The sequence below is a fragment of the Massilia sp. Root335 genome, from assembly GCF_001425685.1.
Lineage (GTDB): Bacteria > Pseudomonadota > Gammaproteobacteria > Burkholderiales > Burkholderiaceae_D > Telluria > Telluria luteola.
In genome coordinates this window covers 181,212-203,548 of the sequence record NZ_LMCY01000003.1, presented here as the reverse complement: position 1 = coordinate 203,548, position 22,337 = coordinate 181,212, and the positions used below count along the sequence as shown (strand labels likewise).

Here is a 22,337-nt window from a genome sequence, read left to right as displayed (position 1 = left end):
CAGTTCGAGGATCTCGCCCTTCACGTCCACCGTGATCTTCTTCGACAGGTCGCCGTTCGCCACCGCGGTCGTCACCGCCGCGATGTTGCGCACCTGGCCCGTGAGGTTGGACGCCATGAAGTTCACGTTGTCGGTCAAGTCCTTCCACGTGCCCGCGACGCCCGGCACGTACGCCTGGCCCCCGAGCTTGCCTTCCGTACCGACCTCCCTTGCCACGCGCGTCACCTCGGACGCGAAGGAACGCAGCTGGTCCACCATCACGTTGATGGTGTCCTTCAGCTGCAGGATCTCGCCGCGCACGTCCACCGTGATCTTCTTCGACAAGTCGCCGTTCGCCACGGCGGTGGTCACCTCCGCGATGTTACGCACCTGCGACGTGAGGTTACCCGCCATCGAGTTCACGGAGTCGGTCAAGTCCTTCCACGTGCCCGCGACGCCCGGCACGTACGCCTGGCCGCCCAGCTTGCCCTCCGTACCGACCTCGCGCGCGACGCGCGTCACCTCGGACGAGAACGACGACAGCTGTTCCACCATCGTGTTCGCGGTGGTCGCCGCGCGCAGGTACTGGCCCTTGAGCGGGTGGCCGTCGACTTCCAGCGCCATCGTCTGCGACAGGTCGCCCTTCGCGACGGCGCCGATGACGCGCGCCATTTCCGTCGTCGGGCGCACGAGGTCGTCGATCAGCGTATTGACCGAGCTGATGATGGTCGACCAGCCGCCCGCCGCGCCCGGCACGGAGGCGCGCTGCGTCAGGTGGCCCTCGCGGCCGACGACGCGCGACACCTCGGTGACCGCTTCGACCATTTTTTCCTTGGTCTCGATGATGTCGTTCAGGGTATCGGCGATCTTGCCGGACACGCCGGTCCAGTCGGACGGCATGCGCACGGAGAAATCCCCCTTTTTCAGCGCCATCAGCGTGGACAGCAGCAGCTTGACGTCGAGCTGTTCAGCCATGTCGGTCATATTATTCATTGACTAAAGATCCTCGAGTAGGGAAAGAAGGGAAGGGCAGGGCGCCGGCGGGCGCCGGTAGCGCGCGGCCGCGGGGGCCGCTGTAATCCGGATGGGTATCGCGAACAAGATTTTGGACGAGCGCGTATTGTTAAATGTCTAGAAAATGCAAAGATACTCCGGTGTCCAGTCAAGTCAAGCATGGGCGGCGACCGCTCGGCGAGATTGTTACGGATTCCATAGAAAAACTTGCATTTTTGAAATTTTAAACGGACAATTCGCGCGAGGATAAGCGAAAAGCGTAGAGGCTGGCGCACGATTCGATGGCGGGCCGCGTTCGGCGTGTATCGGAACGACAACTGAGCAAAAGCCAGTGCTCTGCCATAATGAATAAAAGACTAATTTTTCGTGCTTTTTGGTTACAACTCATCTAGCATACCGGGTGTCGTTACATCCCACATCAATAGCGCGAGGCAGCCATGAAGACCGTCGATTTGGACGAGTTGTTACATACCGACACCGCGTCCAGTTGGGGCGAAGCGCTGTTCGCCCTGGGCCGGCAGTATGGATTCGACAAGGTCTTGTTCGGCATGTCCGGCTCGCGGCATGCGCGCCTCGAAAATGCATTTATTCAGAGCAATTATCCGACGAAATGGCGGGAGCGCTACGACGCCGAGCGGTTCGCCTATGTCGACCCGGTCGTCAGCCATTGCATGGCCACCACGCTGCCGCTGGTGTGGCAGCCCGAGCTCTTCCGCAGCCCGGCCCAGCGCGCCTTGTACGAGGAAGCGTGCACCCATGGCATCCGGGCCGGCGTGACGTTTCCCATCCACGGTCCGAACGGGGAGTTTGGCCTGCTGAGCTTTGCCGTCGACGCGGCGGCCGACGGCGCGTTCGTGCGCGACGTGGCGAGCATGCTGCCGGATCTGGCGCTGGTGCGGGATTATGCGTTTGCGTCGGGCGTGCGTTTCTGCCCGCCGCCGACGCAGGAGGCGGCGCCGCGCCTGACCCCGCGCGAGCTGGAAGTGCTCAACTGGGTCATGGTGGGCAAATCGTCGTGGGAGATTTCAAAAATCACCGGCTGCTCCGAGGCGACGGTAAACTTCCATATGGGTAATATCCGGCAGAAGTTCAACGTCAACACCCGGCAACAGGCGGTCGTGCGTGCAATTTCCTTGGGTTTGATCACCCCAGAAGATCACCATCGTTGAGCTTGCCGTTGACATACAGCTTCAACAGCAGGGCGACCGGGGCCGGTATGGCCAGACCCGTTTCGAAGCGGCTGCCGCTGGACTGGGTGACGCCGAAACGGCCCCAGAATTTTTCCTGACTCTCGCGTTTGCTGATCCGATATTTCTTCAGATCGCCGATGGAGGGCGACAGTGAAGCGGGCGGCTTCACCAGGGTGCCTGCCAACGGTTCACGCAGGCTTGCTTCGGTAACGAAATCATTAGCCATCGCAGCTCCTCCATGGAAAGATGTGTGAGAAACAAGTATTCCATGCAACATTCATTTAGCGTCCTAGCAACCCTGCTAGTTCCCTATCCCATCTTTCGGTAACGGTCGCGCGATAACCGGTGGTTACTGTCGAAATGCGCCACCGGCCATGTCAATCCTTGCGGTTTACTTGAGCTGGCTCAACAGGAACGCATACGTCATGGCCCACATGGTCGCCGTCTGTTCGTTGTTGGCCGCGCCGGCATGGCCGCCCTCCGTGTTTTCCCAATACAGCACGGCATGGCCCTGTTCCCGCATCCGCGCCGCCATCTTGCGCGCGTGGCCGGGGTGGACGCGGTCGTCGCGCGTGGACGTCGTGAACAGCACGGGCGGATAGCGTTTGTCCGCGACCACGTTCTGGTAAGGCGAGTAGCGCGCGATGTAGTCCCATTCGTCCGGCTCGTCGGGGTCGCCGTACTCGCCGATCCACGAGGCGCCGGCCAGCAATTCGTGATAGCGGCGCATGTCCAGCAGCGGCACCTGGCAGGCGACGGCCCCGAACAGGTCCGGCCGTTGCGTGAGCGCCGCGCCGACCAGCAGCCCGCCGTTGCTGCCGCCCATGATGCCGAGGTGGCGCGGACGCGTGACGCCGCGCCGGACGAGGTCTTCGGCGACGGCCAGGAAGTCGTCGAATGCCTTCTGGCGGTTTTCCTTGAGCGCGGCCTGGTGCCAGCGCGGGCCGAACTCGCCGCCGCCGCGGATGTTCGCCAGCACGTACGCGCCGCCCTGGTCGAGCCACGCCGTACCCGTGACGCCGCTGTAGAAAGGCGTCAGCGACACTTCGAACCCGCCGTAGCCGTACAACAGCGTGGGGTTCGAGCCGTCCAGCGGCGCGTCCTTGCGCATCACGACGAAATAGGGGACGTCGGTGCCGTCGGGCGAGCGCGCCGCGAACTGGCTGACGGCATACGGCGCCGCGTCGAAGAACGCCGGCATGGATTTCAGGGGCTCCAGCCCGTCGCTGCCGGCTTCCATCAGATACAGGCTGCTCGGCGTGAGGAAGTCGGTGACGGTCAGGAACACCTGGTCCGACGCGTAGTCGTCGACGCCCGACACGTGCAGCGCGCCCATGGCGGGGGCCTGCACGTCGCGGCGCTGCCAGCGCCCGTCCGCGCGGCACCACTCGACGATGCGGTTCTTGACGTTGTCGAGGATGGTGAGGAACAGCGCCGTGCGCGTGGCCGCGATGCCGTCCAGCGACGTCGTCGGCGACGGTTCGAACAGGATCTCGAAGTCGCGGCTGCCTTCCATGAAGCGGTCGAATCCGATGGCGAGCAGGGCGCCCTGCGGCCACGTCCTGGCGCCGAGCGTCCAGTCCGAGCGCAGTTCGACGATCAACTGGTCGCGCAGCGCGAACGCATTGGCGTCCTGCGGCTTGTCGATGCGTTCGAGCCGGCCGTCGGCGGGATCGCGCAAGAACAGGTCGCTGGTATAGAAATCGATCTGGCGCTGGACGAACTGGCGCGCGTAGCCGGGCGTCGGGTCGTGCCAGGCGGAGACCGACAGATCGTCGGGCTGCGCTTCGTACACGAGCGTCGCGTCGTCCAGCGGCGTGCCGCGGCGCCAGGTCTTGACGATGCGGGGATAGCCCGACGTCGTCATCGAATCGGGGCCGAAGTCGGTCGCGACGAAGAGCAGGTCCTCATCGATCCAGCCGGCGCTCGTCTTCGCTTCCGGCAGCGTGAAACCGCCGGCGACGAAGGCGCGCGCCGCCACGTCGAATTCGCGCACGACGTGGGCGTCGCCGCCGCCGCGCGACAGCGAGACGAGGCAGCGGGTGCCGTGCGGTTCCAGGAACGCCACGCCCGCCCAGACCCAGTTCTCCGCCTCGTCCCGCGCCAGCGCGTCCAGGTCCAGCACCGTTTCCCAGGCAGGCAGGGGCTTGCGGTATTCGGCGAGCGTCGTGCGGCGCCAGACGCCCCGTTCGTGGTCGGCGTCGCGCCAGAAATTATAGAAGCGGCCGTCGTGGTGGCCGACGTAGGGAATGCGGTCGCGCGAATCCAGGATCGTCTTGAGGCGCGCGCGCAGGTCGGTGTAGCCGGGCAGGGCGGTCAGTTCGCGTTCGCTTTCCCCGTTGCGTTCGCGCACCCAGGCCAGTGCGCGATCCGAATCGACGTCTTCCAGCCACAGCCAGGGGTCCGGATTGTCATGATGTGTTTCGCGCATACGCATTCCTTATTGTTAAGCTCGCCATTTTGTTCCGATTCGGACATACTAGCAAACATCTAAAAATTGCCGTACGACAATACTCATTGTCATTTCTCGGACCGGTGGACATGGCTGACATCGCAATGCGCAACACGGGAAGGACGGCCGCGCCGTGGGTGGGCGGCGTGACGCTCGCCCTGCTGGCCGGTGTCGGCCTGTACCTGGGCGCGGCCCACGCGGTCGCGGTCGACGCGCAGGCCCGCTTCGACCACCTCGCGCGCACCGGGCGCCAGCAACTGGACGGCGCCGTGCACGAGTACGCGGACGTCGTGCGCGGACTGGCGGCCCTGTTCCAGGCCAACGGCGGCACCGTCTCGCGGCTGCAATTCCACCGCTATGTCGAGACGCTCGGCGTGGCACGACACTACCCGGCGATCGAGTCGATCAACTATGCGCAATACGTGGACGACGGCGCGCGCGACGCCTTCGTGGCCGCGGTCCGCGCCGACCGCGGCGTCGCGCCGGCCGGCTATCCGGACTTCGCGATCCGCCCGGCCGGGCACCGTCCGTCCTATACCGTGCTGTCCTACCTGGAGCCGCACCTGCCCGAAAAATTCGGCGTCGACCTGACGGGCGGCGCGCCTGCCGTCGCGCAGACGATGGACCGGGCGCGCGACAGCGGCCGCATGGCGGCGTCGGGCAAGCCCATCGTCGTGGAGCACCCCGTGCGCCACCCGGCCCTCGGCCTGCGCGTGCCCGTCTACCGCATCCCGGCCGGCGGCGCCGCGCCGCGCGACGTGGAAGGACGGCGCGCGGCCTATGCGGGCTCGGTCGGCATCGGCTTTTCCATCCCGGCCTTCGTGCAAGGCGCTCTGCAAGACGCCATGCGGGGCGTGGACGCCCGCCTCGTGGCGCTGCAGTTGTACGCGGCGGCCGATGCCGCGGCGGCCGATGCCGGCGCGACCGGACCGCTGCGCGTGAACGGGGCGGACGCCGTGTTGTATGACGGCGCGCCGCCGGCGCTGGCCGGCGCCGACCTGCTGGAAACCGTGCTGCCCGTGCGCTTCGACGACAATCTGTGGAAAGCGCGCTTCGTCGCCCGCCGCGCCGACCTGGCCGGCGGCTTCGGGCGCATCGTCCCGTGGCTGGCGGGGGCGGGCGGCTTCGGCGCCACGCTGCTGGTCTACGCGCTGTTCCTCAACCTGGCCTGGTCGCGCCGGACGGCGGTGGAACAGCGCCGGCTGCTCGGTCTCGTGCTGGACAACGTCGACGCCTACGTCTACCTGAAGGACCGCGACCGCCGCTACCGCTACGTCAACGCGAAGATGGCGGCCGCCTGCGGCCGCGCGGCACAGGACGTCGTGGGCCGGCGCGACCACGATGTGATGCCGCCCGCGCAGGCCGACGCGTTGTGGGCGCTGGACCGTCCCGTCTTCGAACTGGGCGAGAAACGCGCCGTGCAGAACCCGTTCGCCGGCACCGACGGCGTCGTGCGCCAGTTGTGGAGCGTGAAGGTGCCGGTGCGCTTCGACGGCGACGCCGACGGTGACGTCGATGCCGTCCTGTGCGTATCGACCGACGTCACCGAGCTGCACGCGCTGAAGGCCCGGGCCGACGCGGCCGGCCGCGCCGGGAACGACTTCCTGTCGACCATGAGCCACGAGATCCGCACGCCGATGAACAGCATCCTCGGCATGGCGTACCTGGCGCGCAAGCATGCGGACGAGCCGAAGCAGCGCGACTACCTGGACAAGATCCACCACGCGGCGCAGCACCTGCTGGGCGTCCTCAACCGCGTCCTCGACCGTCCCTGGACCGAGGCCGGCAAGGTGGAACTGGAACGGCTCGACTTCACGCTGGACGCGCTCGCGCACGATCTTGCCGGCCAGTTGGGCGCGCAGGCGGCGGCGCGCGGCCTCGTGCTCGAATTCGACGTGGCGCCCGAGCTGCGGCGGCCCTTGCGCGGCGATCCGCTGCGGCTGGAACAGGTGCTGCTGAATTTGGTCGGCAACGCCATCCGGTTTTCCGAACAGGGCACCGTGCACGTGCGCGCCCGCGTCGAGCGCACGGTGGGCGCCGACCTGCTCGTGCGCTTCGAGGTCGAGGACCACGGCATCGGGATCGCGCACGACGACCTGGCGCAGCTGTTCGCGCCCGGCCACGAGGCCGACCCGGCGCCGCCGCGGCGCCACGGCGCCGGCCTGGGCCTCGTCATCGGCAGGCAGCTGGTCGAGCTGTTGCAAGGCACGGTCGGCGCGACGAGCACGCCGGGGCAGGGCAGCACGTTCTGGTTCACGGCGCGCCTGCAGCCGGTGCCGGTGGCGCATGCCGCCGCCGAGCCGCAACCGGCGGGGCCCGGGGCGCTGGACGGCATCGCGATCCTGCTCGTCGAGGACAATGCGTTCAACCAGCTGGTGGCGCGCGATCTGCTCGAAGACGCCGGCGCGCACGTGACCGTCGCCGGCAACGGCGCCGACGCGCTGGACCGGCTGGCGGAGCGTCCCGTCGACTGCGTGCTGATGGACGTGCGGATGCCGGTGATGGACGGTCTCGATGCCACGCGCCGCATCCGGCGCGACCCGGCGCTCGCCGACCTCAAGGTGATCGCGATGACGGCGAACGCGGGGCCGGACGACCAGGCGCGCTGCCTCGCGGCCGGCATGGACGAATTCCTGACGAAGCCGGCCGCGCCCGAGACGCTGATCGCGACGGTTGCCCGCGCGCTCGGCCGCAACGTGCGGCGGCCGGACAACGGTGGTCCCCGGGCGGCCGATGCCTTGCTCGACGTCGGCGTGCTGTCCGACGCGTTTGGCGGCCAGCCGGACCAGATGCGCAAATACGCATTCCTGTTCCTGGACGCCGCGCGCGACGGCATGCAGGAGATCGAGCGCGGGCTGGCGGCGCACGAACCGGCGCGGGCGGCCGCGGTGGCGCACCGGCTCAAATCGGCGGCGCGGACGGTCGGCGCCCTCGGCTTCGGCGACCTGTGCGCCGAGCTGGAACGCCAGCTCGAGCCGGGCGCGCCGGGCCAGGCGCGCACGCTGGCGGCCCGGTTGCGCGGCTTGCTGGCGCGGCTGGAACGCCACATCCACGCCGAACTGGGCGCGCGCCAGCAGGATCACCAGGCGTAACGACTCGCCAGCTCTACCGCCCGGGGGCCGGAAGTAGTATGCTGCGCGAGTCTTCCCGTCACGTCGCGCCATGCCATCCCCGATCCGCCCCGGCCTCCTCATCCTGCACGGCAACCAGATGGAATTGCTGCGCGCCGCCGTCTTCGACTGGCTGCGCGCCAATCCGCTCGGGCCGCTGGAGGAAGAAATCATGCTCGTCCAGTCCAACGGCGTGGCCGAGTGGCTCAAGATCGCGCTGGCGGAAGAACTGGGCGTGTGCGCGGCCACGCGCGTGGCGCTGCCGGCGCGCTTCCAGTGGGAAGCCTACCGCGGCATGCTGGGCCCGGAACGCGTGCCGCGCCGCTCGCCGTTCGACAAGGACGCGCTGACATGGCGCCTCATGCGCCTGCTGCCCGAGGTGCTGGACAAGGCCACGTTCGAACCGCTGCGCCACTTCTTGAACGATGGCGACGCCGAGCGCCGCCTGCAACTGGCCGAGCGCCTGGCCGACCTGTACGACCAGTACCAGGTGTACCGCGCCGACTGGCTCACCGACTGGGCCGACGGCATCGACCAGCTGCGCCGTTCCGGCGGCGAACCTGTGCCGCTGATGCCCGACCAGTGCTGGCAGGCGCAGCTCTGGCGCGAGATCCACGCGAGCCTGCCGCCCGAGCGGCGCTGGTCCGGGCGCGCGACGATCCACGCGCAATTCATGGCCGCCGTGCTGGAAGACCGCGAACCGGTGCTGCGCCTGCCGCACCGCGTGATCCTGTTCGGCATGTCGACCCTGCCGTACCAGACGATCCAGGCGATGGCGGGGCTGTCGCGCCACACGCAGGTGCTGCTCGCGGTGCCGAACCCCTGCCAGTTCTACTGGGGCGACATCATCGAAGGCCGCGAGCTCCTGCGCGCCGCCTACAAGCGCCAGCAGCACCGCAACGGCAGCGACCTGGCCGACATCCCCGTCGAACAGCTGCATGCGCACAGCCATCCGCTGCTCGCGAGCTGGGGACGGCAAGGCCGCGACTTCGTGCGCATGCTCGACGAATTCGACAACGGCGAGGGCGCGCAATTCGGCAATATGCGCATCGACCTGTTCTCGGACGAGCCGGGCGATACGCTGCTCGGCCAGGCGCAGGCGGCCGTGCGCGACCTGCTGCCGCTGTCCGAGCATCCGCACACGCCGCCGCCGGCCGCCGACCGCTCGATCGAATTCCACGTCACCCACAGCGCCCAGCGCGAAGTGGAGGTGCTGCACGACCAGCTGCTGTCGTGGTTCGCCGAGGAGCGCGACGATCCGCTGCGCCCGCGCGACGTCGTCGTGATGGTGCCCGACATCGAGACGTTCTCCGCGGCCGTGCACGCCGTGTTCGGCCAGCACAAGCGCAGCGACCCGCGCTACATCCCGTTCGAGATCGGCGACGTCAAGGACCGGCGCACGAATCCGCTGCTCGTGGCGCTGGAATGGCTGCTGCGGCTGCCGCAGCAGCGCTGCCGCCAGAGCGAGGTGCGCGACCTGCTCGACGTGCCGGCGCTGGCGGGCCGCTTCGGCCTGCTTGACGCGGACCTGCCCATCCTCGGCCACTGGATCGAGGGCGCCAGCGTGCGCTGGGGCCTGGACCAGCACCACCGCGCCGGACTGGGCCTCGGGTCCGCCGGCGAGCAGAATTCCTGGCTGTTCGGCGTGCGCCGCATGCTGCTCGGCTATGCGACCGGCCACGGGGCCAGCTTCCGCGACATCGAACCGTATCCGGAAGTGGGCGGGCTCGATGCCGCGCTGGCCGGCTCGCTGACCGAGCTGGTGGAAGCGCTGCTGGCGTGGCGCGAGGACCTCGACCGCACGTTGCGTCCGATGGAATGGGGCAGTTGCGCGCGCGCGCTGCTGGCGCGCTTCTTCCGCGCGGCGAACGAGGAAGACCGCCTGACGCTGCAGCAGCTGGAAGAAGGGCTGCAATGCTGGCTGGAGATCTGCGAGAACGCGCTGTTCGACGAACCCGTGTCGCTGGCCGTGATGCGCGAGGCGTGGCTCGGCCAGCTGGACCAGCCGGCGCTCTCCCACCAGTTCGTGTCCGGCGGCGTCACGTTCTGCACCCTGATGCCGATGCGCGCCGTGCCGTTCCGCGTCGTCTGCCTGCTCGGCATGAACGACGGCGATTTCCCGCGCCGCGGCCATCAATCGGACTTCGACCTGCTGGCGCTGCCCGGCCTGGCCCGCCCCGGCGACCGCTCGCGCCGCGACGACGACCGCTACCTGATGCTGGAAGCGGTGCTGGCCGCGCGCGAAAAACTGTACGTCAGCTGGGTCGGCCGCAACGTGCGCGACAACACCGAGCAGCCGGCGTCCGTGCTCGTGTCGCAGCTGCGCGATTACCTGGCCGCCGGCTGGAACCTCGACCTGGCCGAGCGCACGACCGTGCATGCGCTGCAGCCGTTCTCGCGCCGCTATTTCGAGCGCGGCGGCCTGCTCACGTACGCGGGCGAATGGCGTTCGGCGCACGGGGCCGACGCGGCGGGCGCCGGCGCGGCGCTCGATGCCGATCCCTTGCCGCCGTTCGAACTGGACGCGGACTACCGTCTCACGCTCGGTGAACTGGCGAGCTTCCTGCGCCAGCCGGCGCGCTTCTTCTTCCGGCGCCGCCTGGGCGTGACGTTCAACGACCTGGAAGTCGTCGGCGAGGACGAGGAACCGTTCTCGCTCGATGCGCTCGACCGCTACTTCCTGGAAGACACGCTGCTCGACGACAGCGGCACGCCGGAAGCGCAGCACGAGGTGCGCCAGGTGCTGGAATCGCGCGCGGCGCGGCTGGCGCGCGAAGGCGTGCTGCCGATCGGCCTCGTGGGCCGGCAGTGGCAGCAGCAGCTCGTCGACGATCTCGTGCCCGTGCGCAGTGCCTGGCTGGCGCTGGGCAGCCGCTATCCGCGCCCGGCGCCCAAGCTCGTCGTCAGCGTGGAAGTCGGCGGCTGGCGCCTCGAAGACTGGATCGACCGCCTGCGCGGCAACGACGACGATACCGTATGGCTGCTGCAGATATCGTCGAAAGTCCTGGACCGCAAGGGCGAGCCGCGCGGCGACAAGTTGATGGGCCCGTGGCTGCGCCAGCTGGCCGCCGCCGCGATGGGCGAGCGGGTGGGCGGCGTGCTCGTCGCGCGCGACGCCAGCCTGGCGATGGCGCCTTTGGCCCGCGCCGAAGCGCTCGCGCAGCTGGGGGCGCTGGTGACGCTGTGGCGCTCGAACCTCGACCGGCCGCTGCCCGTCGCGTGCAAGACGGCGCTCGCGCATTTCGTCGGCGGCGACGCGCGCGAAACGTATGATGGCGGCTTCGAGATCGACGGCGAAGTGATCGATCCGTGCCTCGCGCGCCTGTGGCCCGAATTCGCGCTGCTGCGCGCCGCCGGCGGCTGGCCGCTCATGGCCGAGGCGTTGTACGGACCGTTGGTCGCCTGGCTGAAGGACAGCGTGACGGTCACGCGCTTCGACGGAGGCGAGCCATGAGCCAGCTGCTCGACGCCTTGCGCTTCCCGCTGCACGGCTCGCGCCTCATCGAGGCCAGCGCCGGCACCGGCAAGACGTGGACCATCGCCGCGCTGTACCTGCGCCTCGTGCTGGGCCACGGCGGCGAGGACGGCTTCGCGCGTCCGTTGATGCCGCCCGAGATCCTCGTGATGACTTTTACGCGCGCCGCCACGCGCGAGCTGTCGAACCGCGTGCGCGAACGGCTCGTGCAGGCGGCGGCGTGCTTCCGCGGCGAGGCCGAAGCCGACGATCCCTACCTGGCGGCGCTGGCCGCCGCGTACGGCGATGAAGCGTCCCGCCTCGTGGCCGCGCACCGCCTCGTGCTGGCGGCCGAGACGATGGACGAAGCGGCCATCTTCACCATCGACGCCTGGTGCCAGCGCATGCTGCGCGAGCACGCGTTCGACAGCGGCAGCCTGTTCGACGAAGAACTCGTCAGCGACGAGCGCGCGCTGTTCGAGGATGCCGCGCACGATTACTGGCGCCAGCACGTGTACCCGCTGTCCGGTGCGGCATTGGGTAGCCTGTTGTCGTGCTGGAGCGACGTCGAAGCCCTGAAACAGTCCGTGCGCGAACTGGTGCAGCGCGCCGGCCGCCTCGACGGCGGCAGCGAGCGGCCGCTGGGCGACGTCATCCTCGATGCGGAACGCACGCAACGCGAGGCGCTGGCGCGGCTGAAGGACGGCTGGCAGGCGCGCGCCGATGCGATGGAAGCGTGGATCGCCGCGCAGCGCGGCGTGAATGCCAAGGCGTTCAACGGCACCAAGATGCGCCCGGACTCGCTGGCGAAAGCCTTCGACGCGCTGCGCCGCTGGGCCGTCGACCCGCAAGCGCACTATCCGCAGCTGAGCGACGCCATGTGGCAGCGGCTGACGCCTGGCGGCATCGCGGACGCGTTCAGCAAGGACTACAGCGCGCCCGTGCCCGAGTGCTTCGGGCACACCGATACGTTGAAGGAAGGACTGGATGCCGTCGCGCCCGTGGCCCATGCGCTGCTGCGCCACGCCGCGTGCGCCATCGCGCGGCGCATGGCGGAGCTCAAGCGCCGCAACCGCCAGTTCGGGTTCGCCGACATGCTGGCGCGCCTGAAAGCCGCGCTCGAGGGCGCCAACGGCGACGCGCTGCGCCGGCGCATCCTCGATCAATACCCGGTGGCGATGGTCGACGAATTCCAGGATACGTCGCCCGACCAGTACCGCATCTTCGACCTGCTGTACCGCGTGGCCGACAATGACCCGGCACGCGGCCTGTTCCTCATCGGCGACCCGAAACAGTCGATCTACGGCTTCCGCGGCGCCGACATCCACAGTTATCTGTCGGCGCGGCGGGCCACGCACGGGCGCCACTACCAGCTCGGCACGAACTACCGCTCGACGCGCCAGCTCGTGGGCGCCGTGAACCGGCTGTTCGTCCACGCGGAAGGCACCTACGCGGCCGGCGCGTTCCGCTTCCGCAAGGGCGCGGAAAATCCGCTGCCGTTCGACGCCGTCGACGCGGCCGGACGCAAGCAGCGCCTGGTCGGGGTGGACGGTCCGTTCCAGGCGCTGGCCGTCGGTATCGCGGAGATCGAGGACATGCGCGCGGACGACTACCGCGAATTCTTCGCCCAGCACTGCGCCGAGCACATCGTGCCCCTGCTGAACGATCCGCGCGCCGGGTTCGAAGACGGTGCCGGCCGCTTCGCGCGCCTGATGCCGGCCGATATCGCGATCCTCGTGCGCGACCGGCGCGAGGCGGCGGCGGTCCGCCGCGCGCTCGTGCAACGGCAAGTCGCCAGCGTCTACCTGTCCGACCAGGACTCGGTCGTGGAAAGCGACGAGGCGCGCGACGTCTTGCGCTGGCTGCAGGCCGTGGCGAATCCGCTCGACGTCACGCTCGCGCGCGCCGCATTCGCGACCGCGACGTGCGCGTTGCCGCTGGCCGAACTGGCGCAGCTGGCGAGCGACGAACTGGCGTGGGAAGCGCGCGTCGAGCAGTTGAAGACCCTGCACCAGGCGTGGCAGCGCCAGGGCGTGCTGGCGATGCTGCGCCGCTTCATCCACGAACTGGGCCTGCCCGCCAAGCTGCTCGGCGCGTCAGGCGGCGAGCGCCGCCTGACGAACCTGCTGCACCTGGCCGAGCTGCTGCAGGAAGCGAGCCGGGAGCTGGATGGCGAACAGGCGCTGATCCGCTGGTTCGCCGAGCAGACCGAGGGCATGGGCGAGGGCGGCGACGAACGCGTGCTGCGGCTGGAGTCCGACGCGGAACTGGTCAAGGTCGTCACCGTGCACAAGTCGAAGGGCCTCGAGTATCCGCTCGTGTACCTGCCGTTCGCCGTCACCGCGCGCAAGACGGACCGCCGCAACCGCGCCTTCTTCGACTACGCCGAGGACGACGGCGAGCGCCGCATCGATCTCGCGCTGTCCGACGCGGCGCTGGCCGCCGTCGACCGCGCGCGCCTGGAAGAGGACCTGCGCCTGTTGTACGTGGCGCTGACGCGGGCGCGCCATTTCCTGTGGCTCGGCGTCGCGGCCGTGGCGGCGCGCAAGAAGGGCGAGAATCAGCTGCACGAATCCGCGCTGGGCTATCTGCTGACCGGCGGGACGCCGGTGCCCGCCGGCGCCGTGCGCGAGCGCTGGGAGGCCTTGCGCGGCGACGCCGACGGCATCGAGCTGCATGCGCTGGCAAGCCCGGACGGCTGCACGGTGCTGCGCCGCGCCGACGTGCGGCCGGAGCTCGTGGAGCCGCCGCGCTTCGAGGCGCGCTTCGAGCGCAACTGGGCCGTCGGTTCGTTCACGTCGCTGACGAAAAACACGGTGGCGCCGCCCACGCGGCCGCAGGAAGAGAACCTGCTGGAAGAGGACGACCCGGGCGTCGTGGCCGTCACGCACAGCGAGGACGCGCCGTGGCACCGCTTCCCGCGCGGCGCCGGCCCGGGCAACTTCCTGCACGAGCAACTGGAATGGATGGCCCACGAGGGCTTCGGCCAGGTCGACGACGAACAGTTCCGCGCGCGCCTCGCGCAGCGCATCCAGCGCGCCGGCTGGGGCAACCGCCTGGACGATGCGCTGGCCTGGCTGCGCATGATCGCCGTCACGCCGCTGCCGCCCATCGGCTGCGCGCTGGCCGACATCGATGCGCCGCTGGCCGAGATGGAATTCTGGTTCCCCAGCCGCCAGCTGGACGTCGCCGCGCTCGACCGCCTGTGCCGCCGCCGCATGCTGGGGAACACGCCGCGTCCGACGCTGCCTGAGCGCCAGCTGCACGGCATGTTGAAGGGCTTCACGGACCTCGTGTTCGAATGCGATGGCCGCTATTGGGTGCTCGACTACAAATCGAACGCGCTCGGACCGGGCGATCTCTCGTACACGCAGGCCGCGATGGCGGCCGGCATGGCGGCGCACCGCTACGATGTCCAGGGCGCCATCTACATGCTGGCCGTGCACCGCCTGCTGCGCGCGCGCCTCGGCAGCGATTACTCGCCGCGCGAGCACCTGGGCGGCGCCGTATTCCTGTTCCTGCGCGGGGTCGGCAGTCCGGCCACGCACGGCTGCTATTTGATCGAGCCCGACCCGGAACTGCTGGACGGCCTCGATCGCCTGCTGGGAAAGGACGCGCATGAAGCCTGATGCCAACGCCAACGACGTCGACGCGTCCGCGTTCTGGACCGAGGTCGAACGCCTGACCGAGGCGGGCGAGCTGCGCCGCCTGTCCGGCGTGTTCGCGCGCTTCGTCGCCACCTTGGGCACGGCGGCATGTGCCCGTTCGGTCCCGCTGCAGCTCGCGGCCCTCGTGCTGTCCGAGCTGGAAGGGCGCGGCCACAGCTGCCTGCTGCTGGACGACCTGGCGGCCGATCCGGCAGGGCTGCTCGGCTGGGCGGACGAGGACTGGAAGGCGCTGGCGCGCGCGGCGAAACCGCTGCCGCGCGGCGTCAAGGGATGGATGACGCAACTGGCCGCGTGCGAGCAGGTGTGGCGCGTGGGCGACCTCGATTACGACCAGCCGCTCGTGCTGGACGACAGCCGCCTGTACCTGCGCCGCTACTGGCGCGACGAAACGCTCGTGGCCACGTGCGTGCGTGCGCGTGCGCAGGAGCGCCGCGCCGTCGACATCGACCAGGCGCGCACGTGGCTGGAGGCGCTGTTCGGCGCCCAGCGCGCGGGCGAATCGCCGGACTGGCAGCGCATCGCCTGCGCCGTCGCGCTGCGGGGGTCGTTCGCCGTCATCACGGGCGGACCGGGTACCGGTAAAACGTACACGGTAGCGCGCCTGCTGGCGCTGTTGTTCGCGACGGCACCGGACGCGGAGCGCCAGCGCATCGCGCTCGCCGCGCCGACCGGCAAGGCCGCGGCGCGCCTGAAGCAGGCCATCGACAAGGCGCTGGGCGAACTGGCCGAGCGCGTGGGCGGCGCGCTGCCGCTGCGCGAACTCACAGGCAGGATGGGCGCCGCGCGCACCCTGCACAGCCTCCTGGGCGCGCGGCCGGACACGCGCAGTTTCGCCCACCACCGCGGCAATCCGCTCGACGTCGACGTGCTGATCGTCGACGAGGCGTCGATGGTGCACCTGGAGATGATGGCGTCGCTGCTGGATGCGCTGCCGGAAGGGAGCACGCTGATCCTGCTGGGCGACAAGGACCAGCTGGCGTCGGTGGAAGCGGGCGCCGTGCTGGGGGACCTGTGCCACGACGCGCAGGCCGGCCGCTACGACGCCGCCACGCTCGACTACGTGCGGGCGGCCAGCGGCGAGGCGATTCCGGACCACTACGCGGGCGCGGGCGGCCCGCTCGCCCAGCAAACCGTGATGCTGCGCCACAGCCGCCGCTTCGGCGGCCCGATCGGCAAGCTGGCGCTGGCCGTCAACGCGGGTGACGTCGACGGCGCGGCCGCCGCGCTGCGCGCCCCGGACGCAGCGGGCGTGCTGCGCTGGATCGACCACGCCCACCAGCACCACGTGATCCAGCTGGCCGTCGACGGCTACCGTCCGTACCTGGAACTGCTGCGCGCCGGCAGCGGCGGCACCGACGGCCAGGGCGGCCACGAAGACTGGGTGCGCGCCGTGCTGCAGCGCTTCGAAGCCTTCCGCGTGCTGTGCGCCGTGCGCGAGGGCGAGTGGGGCGTCGGAGGCCTGAACGACGCCATCGAACAGCGCCTCGCGCACGCGGGCCTGATCGCGCGCGGCGACTGGTACGTCGGGCGCCCCGTCATGGTCACGCGCAACGACTACCCGACGAAGACCTTCAACGGCGACATCGGCCTCGCGCTGACCGATCCGGCCCGTCCCGGCTCGCTGCGCGTGTGGTTCCTCGAAGGCGACAACGTGCGCAGCGTGCTGGCGACGCGGCTGCGGCACGTCGAGACGGCATACGCGATGACGGTCCACAAATCCCAGGGCTCGGAATTCGCGCACACGGTGCTGGCCTTGCCGAAAGAAGGCGGCGCCGTGCTCGCACGCGAACTGGTCTACACGGGCATCACGCGCGCGAGCCGGCAATTCACGCTGACGACGCCGGCGCCGGCCGTGCTGGGCGAGGCGATTTCGCGGCGCACGCACCGGGCCAGCGGGCTGCGGGGGATGGTGGAGCGGTAGGCCCCGCGTGCGGCGCCGGACGGTGCGCTGTGCGCCGCGCGTCCATGCGAAAATGGAGGCACAACGACCGCGAGGGATGCGCATGGAACCCGTCTGCACCATCGGCCATTCGAACCGTACGATAGCCGACTTCATCGGGCTCTTGCGCCAGAACGGGATCGCCTGCCTGCTCGACATCCGCACGGTGCCGAAATCGCGCCACAATCCGCAGTTCGGCCAGGACCAGCTCGCGGCCTCGCTGGCCGCCGCCGGCATCGAATACCGGTACATGAAAGGCCTCGGCGGCCTGCGCCGGCCGCACAAGGATTCGCCGAACGCCGGCTGGCGCAACGAATCGTTCCGCGGCTACGCCGACTACATGCAGACGGAGGAATTCGCGGCCAACGTCGATGCCGTCATCGAACTGGGCCGCGCCACATCGTGCGTGCTGATGTGCGCGGAAGCGGTGCCGTGGCGGTGCCACCGTTCGCTCGTGGCCGACGCGTTGCTGGTGCGCGGCGTGCCGGTCGACGACATCATCGATGCGCGCCAGCGCCGTCCCCACAAGCTGACGCCGTTCGCCCACGTCGAGGGCCTGCGCATCACGTATCCGCCGGAGCCGGACGCGCAGGGGCAGTTCAGCCTGGATTGACCACGCGGGCGACGGCCGCGCTCAATTCCGCGAGCTGGAACGGCTTGCGCAGCACGGCATGGGTGCCGATCGCGTTTTCGATGGCGCCCATGTCGGCATAGCCCGTCGCCACCAGCACCGGCAAGCGCGGGAACAGTTGCCGCGCGCGGACGGCGAGTTCGACGCCCGTCATGTCGGGCATCAGGTAATCGGTCAGCAGGAGTCCCGGCTCGCCGGACGCGAGCACGGCGAGGCCTTGCGTGCCGCCGCCCGCCTGCGACACGTTGCACCCGAGGGCCAGCAGCGCATCGACGATGCCCGCGCGCACGTCGCCGTCGTCCTCGACCACGAGCACCTTGAGACCGGCCAGGCCCTGGCGGTCGATGGCGGCCGCGCCGTCGCCGGCGGCGTCGCCGTGGGTGGCCTGCAGCCAGACCTCCACGGTCGTGCCTTTCCCCGGGGCGCTGTGGATGAAGGCGCCGCCGCGCGATTGCTGGGCCATGCCGTAGACCTGGCTCAGGCCCAGTCCCGTGCCTTTGCCGACGCCCTTGGTCGTGAAGAACGGTTCGAAGACCTTGGCGGCGATTTCCGGCGACATGCCGGGGCCGTTGTCGGACACCGTCACGCACACATAACTGCCCGCCGGCAGCACGCCGGCGGGCGGCTGCGCGCGCGCGGCGCGCACGTCGATGCGGCCGTGGCCGGCCATCGCGTCGCGCGCATTGATGACCAGGTTCAGCAACGCCATCTCCAGCTGGCTCGTGTCCGCGAGCACGGCGTCGACGTCGTCGCCGGCCGCGACCGTGAGTTCGATGCCCGCGCCCAGGATCGGTTTCGCGAGTTCCTCGACGTTCTCGAACAGTGTCCTGACTGCCAGCGGCCGCAGGTCGAGCAACTGGTTGCGCGCAAACGACAGGAGCTGGCTGGTGAGCTTGGCGCCGCGCCGGCACGCGGCTTGCGCCGTCTTCGCGCGTGCCCGCGTCGAGTCTTCGCGCGAAAACATGTTGATGAGTTCCATATTGCCCTGGATGACGTTCAACAGATTATTGAAGTCATGCGCGATGCCACCGGTAAAGCGGCCGAGGAACTCGAGCTTTTGCGCCTGCGCCATGGCCTGCTGCGCGCGCTCGCGCTCCATGATCTCCGCCGTGAGCCGGTCGTTGGCACGCGCCAGCGCCCAGGTGCGCTCGTCGACGCGCGCTTCCAGGTTCGCGTTCAGCGACGCCAGCTCGTCGGCGACGGCTTCGCGCTGCGCCAGCACCTCGCGCGCCTGGTACTGGCGCCGGCGCGCCCGCAGGGCCGAACCCGCCGCCGTGGCCAGGGTGTCCGCGCTCAGCGGGCGTTCGAGCAGGATCACGTTCCCGAGCGCGGCCAGCGTCGTTTTCAGCTGCGCGGGCGCCGCGCCGAAGCGCTTGGCCAGCAGGACGACGAACGGAAAATCCGACCAGGCGTCCTGTTTGCCCAGCCATTCCGCGATGCGCGTCAACGCATGCGGCGACAGCGCCTCTTCGGAGACGATGGCCGCCGCCGCGCCCTGGCCGACCGCATCGACGAGGTCGTCGGCATTGGCGACGATCGCGCAATCGACGCCGTCGCGCGCGACGACGCCCGCGATGACTTCGGCGTCGCGTCCGTGCGGGGCGACGATGAGGACACGCTGTTCGCGGCGGTCAGCTGTTGGCATCGATTGCGACCATCATTGGGGTCGCCCCGCGATAGGTCGGAAGGCCCGTCAGCACGCCCTCGAAACCTTCCAGCGCGGCGCCGACTTCGATGCCGCCGGCGCCGAGCAACAGTTCGTGGATCGTCAGCGCGTGGCTCGTCGTCCTGCTCTTGGACACGGTAATCGCGCGGCGCAGCTTGCCGCCCGCCTCGAAGTAGCGGAGCAGCATCGTCGAGTCGCTCAGGTAGCTGAGATCGACGTCGCGGACGACCTCGCCGATGATGCCGTGCTCGCCCAGGATCAGCGCGGTGGTGACGCCTTTCTGGTTGAGGTAGGCGAGCAATTCATGCATCTGGAGGATCAGGAATTGTTCGCCGGGCATGGCTTGCAGATAGGCATTCAGGCTGTCGATGGCGATGAAGACGGCGCCGTCGATCTCGACGGAATCGCGCAGCATCTGGGCGAACTGGCCCGGCGCCAGCTCGGCCGGATCGATATGGCGCACGGTCAGCAGGCCCGTCGCCAGGTGCGGCCGCAGGTCCAGCCCGAGCGCGGTGGCTCGGGCAAAGAAGGTGCCCAGGCCCTCGTCGAACAGGTAATAGGACGCGCGCTCGCCCCGGTTCAAGGCCGACAGCATGCAGCGCACGACCACCGTCGTCTTGCCGACGCCGGACGGCCCGACGAACAGCGTATTGGTGCCGGACACGAGGCCGCCGCCGAGCAGGGTGTCGAGCCCGCGCGAACCCGTCGAGCGCGTGATCGGCCGGAACTCCGCGCTGTGCTCGGCCGCGATCAGCCTGGGGAATATGCGGATGCCGCCGGTGTCCAGGATGTAGTCGTGGTAGCCGCCGCGGAAGGCGATGCCGCGCATTTTCATTACGTTGACGCGGCGCCGCTCCTTGCCGAATTCCTTGGCCAGCTGTTCCAGGCAGACGACGCCGTGGGCGATGCTGTGCAAGTGTTGATCGGACTGGCTCGTCTTGTCGTCGAGCATGAGCACGGTACAGGCGCGCGACGCAAAGAATTGCTTGAGCGCCAAGATCTGGCGGCGATAACGCAAGGGGTTCTGGGCCAGCAGGCGCATTTCGGACAGGCTGTCGAACACGACCCGCGCCGGTTTGACCTTGTCGACCTGCTCCATGACGCCCCGCGCCGTCTCGCCGAGTTCGATCTCGGCGGGATGCAAGATCGACTGCTGCGTGTCCGGGTCGAGCGCCTCGTCGCTGGCGAGCTCGAAAATGGCGAGCTTGTCGAGCGACCAGCCATGGCTGTCGGCGACGGCCCGCAACTCGTCCGCCGTTTCCGACAACGTGATGTAGAGCCCGGCTTCGCCCTTGGCGGCGCCGTCGAGCAGGAACTGCATGCCGAGCGTCGTCTTGCCGGTGCCCGGCGTTCCTTCGACCAGGTACACCCGTTCTGCCGTCAGGCCGCCGCCCAGGATATCGTCCAGGCCGGAAATGCCGGTCGATATGCGGCGGGCGGGCTTGTGCGGTGTTGCGGGCGTGGGCGACGGTTCAAGCATACGGGACATCCGAAAAAGGCGGTAGAGCGCGCCCGGCCGGGCGCGATGACGGTCGCAATTGGCACGACAGTTCGATTATAAGACCAACCCGCCGGCCGCCGGCGCGAACAAGGAATGCACACGATCCGGCCCGACTTTTGCGCCCGGCTTTGCTTTCCCCGCAGCAACAATGTTAAAGTTGCGATCTGGAAAAAGTTATCGGAGCGGTATCATGCTGATTGTCGTGGGTTTCGTGATCGTGCTGCTGGCCGTGTTCGGCGGTTTCGTGCTGCAGGACGGACACCTGGCCGCGTTGTTCCAGCCTTACGAACTGCTGATGATCTTCGGCGGCGCGCTGGGCGCGTTCGTCATCGCCAACGACCGCAAGGCCATCGGTCTCACGTGGCGGAGCCTGCCGATGCTGTTCCACGGCTCGCGTTACACGCGCGAGCTGTACATGTCGTTGATGGCGCTCATGTTCGACCTGTTGACGAAGGTCCGCCGCGAAGGGTTGATGGCGCTCGAGAACGAGATCGACGCGCCCTACGAAAGCGCGATCTTCACGAAATACCGCGCCATCCTGCTCGACGACCATCTGCTGGAATTCATCACGGACTACCTGCGCCTGATGGTGTCCGGGACGATGAACGGCTACCAGCTGGAAAACCTGATGGACAATGAGATCGAGACGTACCAGGAAGACGCCGACATTCCCGTGCAGGCCATCCACAAACTGGCGGACGGCATGCCCGCGTTCGGCATCGTGGCGGCCGTGATGGGCGTCGTGCACACGATGGGCGCCATCGGCCGCCCGCCGGCCGAGCTGGGCGCGCTGATCGCGGCCGCGCTCGTCGGCACCTTCCTCGGCATCCTGCTGTCGTACGGCCTCGTCGCGCCGCTCGCGAGCCTGCTGCACCGGCGCCACCAGGAAGCCGCCAAGGCGCTGCAGTGCGCGAAGGTGACGCTGCTGGCGTCGATGAACGGCTATGCGCCCGCGATCGCCGTGGAATTCGGCCGCAAGGTCATCTCGGCCACCGAGCGCCCGACCTTCGCCCAGCTGGAAGGCCATGTGCGGCAGCTGAAGTCGCGCTGACCGGCGTCAGCGGTGCGGCGCCATCTCGATGCCGGCCAGTTTCCAGCTCCACAGGCCGGCGCGGCGGAAGACGAAGCTGCCGCCGTCCTGCGCGGTGACGGCAAAGCGATTCAAGCCGCGGTAGGCCAGCCGATAGCGCGGCGTGTCGCGCACCGGTTCGGTGGCGGCGGCTTCCGGGGACCGCTGCGGCTGCGCGATCTCGATCCGGCCATGTTCGACCATGGCGCCGACGCCGGCCGGCGACACGACCGCGTCGATGACGGGATTGACGAGGGCCAGCGCGAACGCCGAGCCGATCGCGGCAAAGGGATTGGCGTCCTTAACCTCCCCGGTATCCCGGCCCATCGCGGCGAGCAGCTGGCCTTTCACGCTGGCGCGCAGGGCGGGAAAGTCGACTTGCGCGGACACGGCCTCGGCATCGCGGCGGGCGACGGCCGACTGCAGGCGGTGCAGCGTCCACCACGGGCTGGCGGCGCTGGTGGCGAGGACGACGAGGAGGGCGCCGGCGGCGAGGGCTCGGGTGCGGTTCATCGTGGAATCTTTGCTTTCTGGAAAAGCGCCATGATAACCGCACTGCACAGCCGAAAGCATGTGCCGAACCTGCGCAGGGCTCTATGGCTGGGTCATTGCAGCAACTGCCGTCTTTGTGCTCAGTCAGTTCGTTTTATGCCATGCAAGGTCA

The 22,337-nt window shown here is 69.1% G+C and carries 13 protein-coding genes; 7 read left to right on the top strand and 6 right to left on the bottom strand.

Going from position 1 to position 22,337, the window contains the following annotated elements; translation table 11 throughout:
* A partial coding sequence (locus ASC93_RS31840; protein ID WP_229412561.1) for a HAMP domain-containing protein occupies positions 1-972 on the bottom strand: 972 nt, incomplete at its 3' end.
* A 458-nt stretch (positions 973-1,430) separates the two neighbouring features.
* On the opposite strand from ASC93_RS31840, the gene ASC93_RS01370 reads away from it, so the two are divergent.
* Positions 1,431-2,162 (top strand): LuxR family transcriptional regulator, encoded by a 732-nt coding sequence (locus tag ASC93_RS01370; RefSeq protein WP_082547690.1) that lies wholly within the window; start codon positions 1,431-1,433, stop codon positions 2,160-2,162.
* Here the strand turns inward: ASC93_RS01370 and ASC93_RS01365 are convergent.
* Positions 2,137-2,409 carry a helix-turn-helix transcriptional regulator gene (locus ASC93_RS01365; protein WP_056435822.1) on the bottom strand — a complete coding sequence of 91 codons (273 nt, stop codon included), beginning with the start codon at positions 2,407-2,409 and terminating at the stop codon, positions 2,137-2,139. The genes ASC93_RS01370 and ASC93_RS01365 overlap by 26 nt on opposite strands.
* 165 nt (positions 2,410-2,574) lie before the next feature.
* Positions 2,575-4,614 carry a prolyl oligopeptidase family protein gene (locus ASC93_RS01360; RefSeq protein WP_056435819.1) on the bottom strand — a complete coding sequence of 680 codons (2,040 nt, stop codon included), beginning with the start codon at positions 4,612-4,614 and terminating at the stop codon, positions 2,575-2,577.
* A gap of 110 nt (positions 4,615-4,724) precedes the next feature.
* Between ASC93_RS01360 and ASC93_RS01355 the strand changes: the two genes are divergently transcribed.
* From ASC93_RS01355 to ASC93_RS01335, 5 genes are all read left to right on the top strand, one after another.
* A complete protein-coding gene (locus ASC93_RS01355) occupies positions 4,725-7,727 on the top strand; it encodes a CHASE domain-containing protein (protein WP_082547689.1) in 3,003 nt (1,000 codons plus the stop codon).
* A 70-nt stretch (positions 7,728-7,797) separates the two neighbouring features.
* Positions 7,798-11,199 carry an exodeoxyribonuclease V subunit gamma gene (gene recC / locus ASC93_RS01350; protein WP_056435813.1) on the top strand — a complete coding sequence of 1,134 codons (3,402 nt, stop codon included), beginning with the start codon at positions 7,798-7,800 and terminating at the stop codon, positions 11,197-11,199.
* Positions 11,196-14,828 (top strand): exodeoxyribonuclease V subunit beta, encoded by a 3,633-nt coding sequence (gene recB / locus ASC93_RS01345; RefSeq protein WP_056435809.1) that lies wholly within the window; start codon positions 11,196-11,198, stop codon positions 14,826-14,828. The genes recC and recB overlap by 4 nt, the downstream gene beginning before the upstream one ends.
* On the top strand, positions 14,818-16,788 hold the full coding sequence (recD, locus tag ASC93_RS01340) for an exodeoxyribonuclease V subunit alpha (protein ID WP_056435806.1): 1,971 nt from the start codon (positions 14,818-14,820) through the stop codon (positions 16,786-16,788). Before recB ends, recD begins: the two co-directional genes overlap by 11 nt.
* Positions 16,789-16,870: 82 nt before the next feature.
* A complete protein-coding gene (locus ASC93_RS01335; RefSeq protein WP_157201701.1) occupies positions 16,871-17,419 on the top strand; it encodes a DUF488 family protein in 549 nt (182 codons plus the stop codon).
* On the opposite strand, the gene ASC93_RS01330 is transcribed toward ASC93_RS01335, so the two are convergent.
* Complete coding sequence (locus ASC93_RS01330; RefSeq protein WP_056435800.1) at positions 17,406-19,082, bottom strand: ATP-binding protein; 1,677 nt, start codon at positions 19,080-19,082, stop codon at positions 17,406-17,408. The two genes, ASC93_RS01335 and ASC93_RS01330, sit on opposite strands and share 14 nt — an antisense overlap.
* A complete protein-coding gene (locus ASC93_RS01325; protein ID WP_056435797.1) occupies positions 19,069-20,583 on the bottom strand; it encodes an ATPase domain-containing protein in 1,515 nt (504 codons plus the stop codon). Before ASC93_RS01325 ends, ASC93_RS01330 begins: the two co-directional genes overlap by 14 nt.
* 211 nt (positions 20,584-20,794) lie before the next feature.
* On the opposite strand from ASC93_RS01325, the gene motA reads away from it, so the two are divergent.
* Positions 20,795-21,655 carry a flagellar motor stator protein MotA gene (gene motA, locus ASC93_RS01320; protein ID WP_056435794.1) on the top strand — a complete coding sequence of 287 codons (861 nt, stop codon included), beginning with the start codon at positions 20,795-20,797 and terminating at the stop codon, positions 21,653-21,655.
* 6 nt (positions 21,656-21,661) lie between these two features.
* Here motA and ASC93_RS01315 read toward each other — a convergent pair whose 3' ends face one another.
* On the bottom strand, positions 21,662-22,186 hold the full coding sequence (locus ASC93_RS01315; protein WP_056435791.1) for a DUF2939 domain-containing protein: 525 nt from the start codon (positions 22,184-22,186) through the stop codon (positions 21,662-21,664).
* Between the last annotated feature and the right edge of the window lie 151 nt (positions 22,187-22,337).

Excerpts from the sequence above, each read along its gene's own strand:
- ASC93_RS01370 (WP_082547690.1), top strand. The coding sequence starts at position 1,431 with ATGAAGACCGTCGATTTGGACGAGTTGTTACATACCGACACCGCGTCC.
- ASC93_RS01365 (WP_056435822.1), bottom strand. The coding sequence starts at position 2,409 with ATGGCTAATGATTTCGTTACCGAAGCAAGCCTGCGTGAACCGTTGGCA.
- ASC93_RS01360 (WP_056435819.1), bottom strand. The coding sequence starts at position 4,614 with ATGCGCGAAACACATCATGACAATCCGGACCCCTGGCTGTGGCTGGAA.
- ASC93_RS01355 (WP_082547689.1), top strand. The coding sequence starts at position 4,725 with ATGGCTGACATCGCAATGCGCAACACGGGAAGGACGGCCGCGCCGTGG.
- recC (WP_056435813.1), top strand. The coding sequence starts at position 7,798 with ATGCCATCCCCGATCCGCCCCGGCCTCCTCATCCTGCACGGCAACCAG.
- recB (WP_056435809.1), top strand. The coding sequence starts at position 11,196 with ATGAGCCAGCTGCTCGACGCCTTGCGCTTCCCGCTGCACGGCTCGCGC.
- recD (WP_056435806.1), top strand. The coding sequence starts at position 14,818 with ATGAAGCCTGATGCCAACGCCAACGACGTCGACGCGTCCGCGTTCTGG.
- ASC93_RS01335 (WP_157201701.1), top strand. The coding sequence starts at position 16,871 with ATGGAACCCGTCTGCACCATCGGCCATTCGAACCGTACGATAGCCGAC.
- ASC93_RS01330 (WP_056435800.1), bottom strand. The coding sequence starts at position 19,082 with ATGCCAACAGCTGACCGCCGCGAACAGCGTGTCCTCATCGTCGCCCCG.
- ASC93_RS01325 (WP_056435797.1), bottom strand. The coding sequence starts at position 20,583 with ATGCTTGAACCGTCGCCCACGCCCGCAACACCGCACAAGCCCGCCCGC.
- motA (WP_056435794.1), top strand. The coding sequence starts at position 20,795 with ATGCTGATTGTCGTGGGTTTCGTGATCGTGCTGCTGGCCGTGTTCGGC.
- ASC93_RS01315 (WP_056435791.1), bottom strand. The coding sequence starts at position 22,186 with ATGAACCGCACCCGAGCCCTCGCCGCCGGCGCCCTCCTCGTCGTCCTC.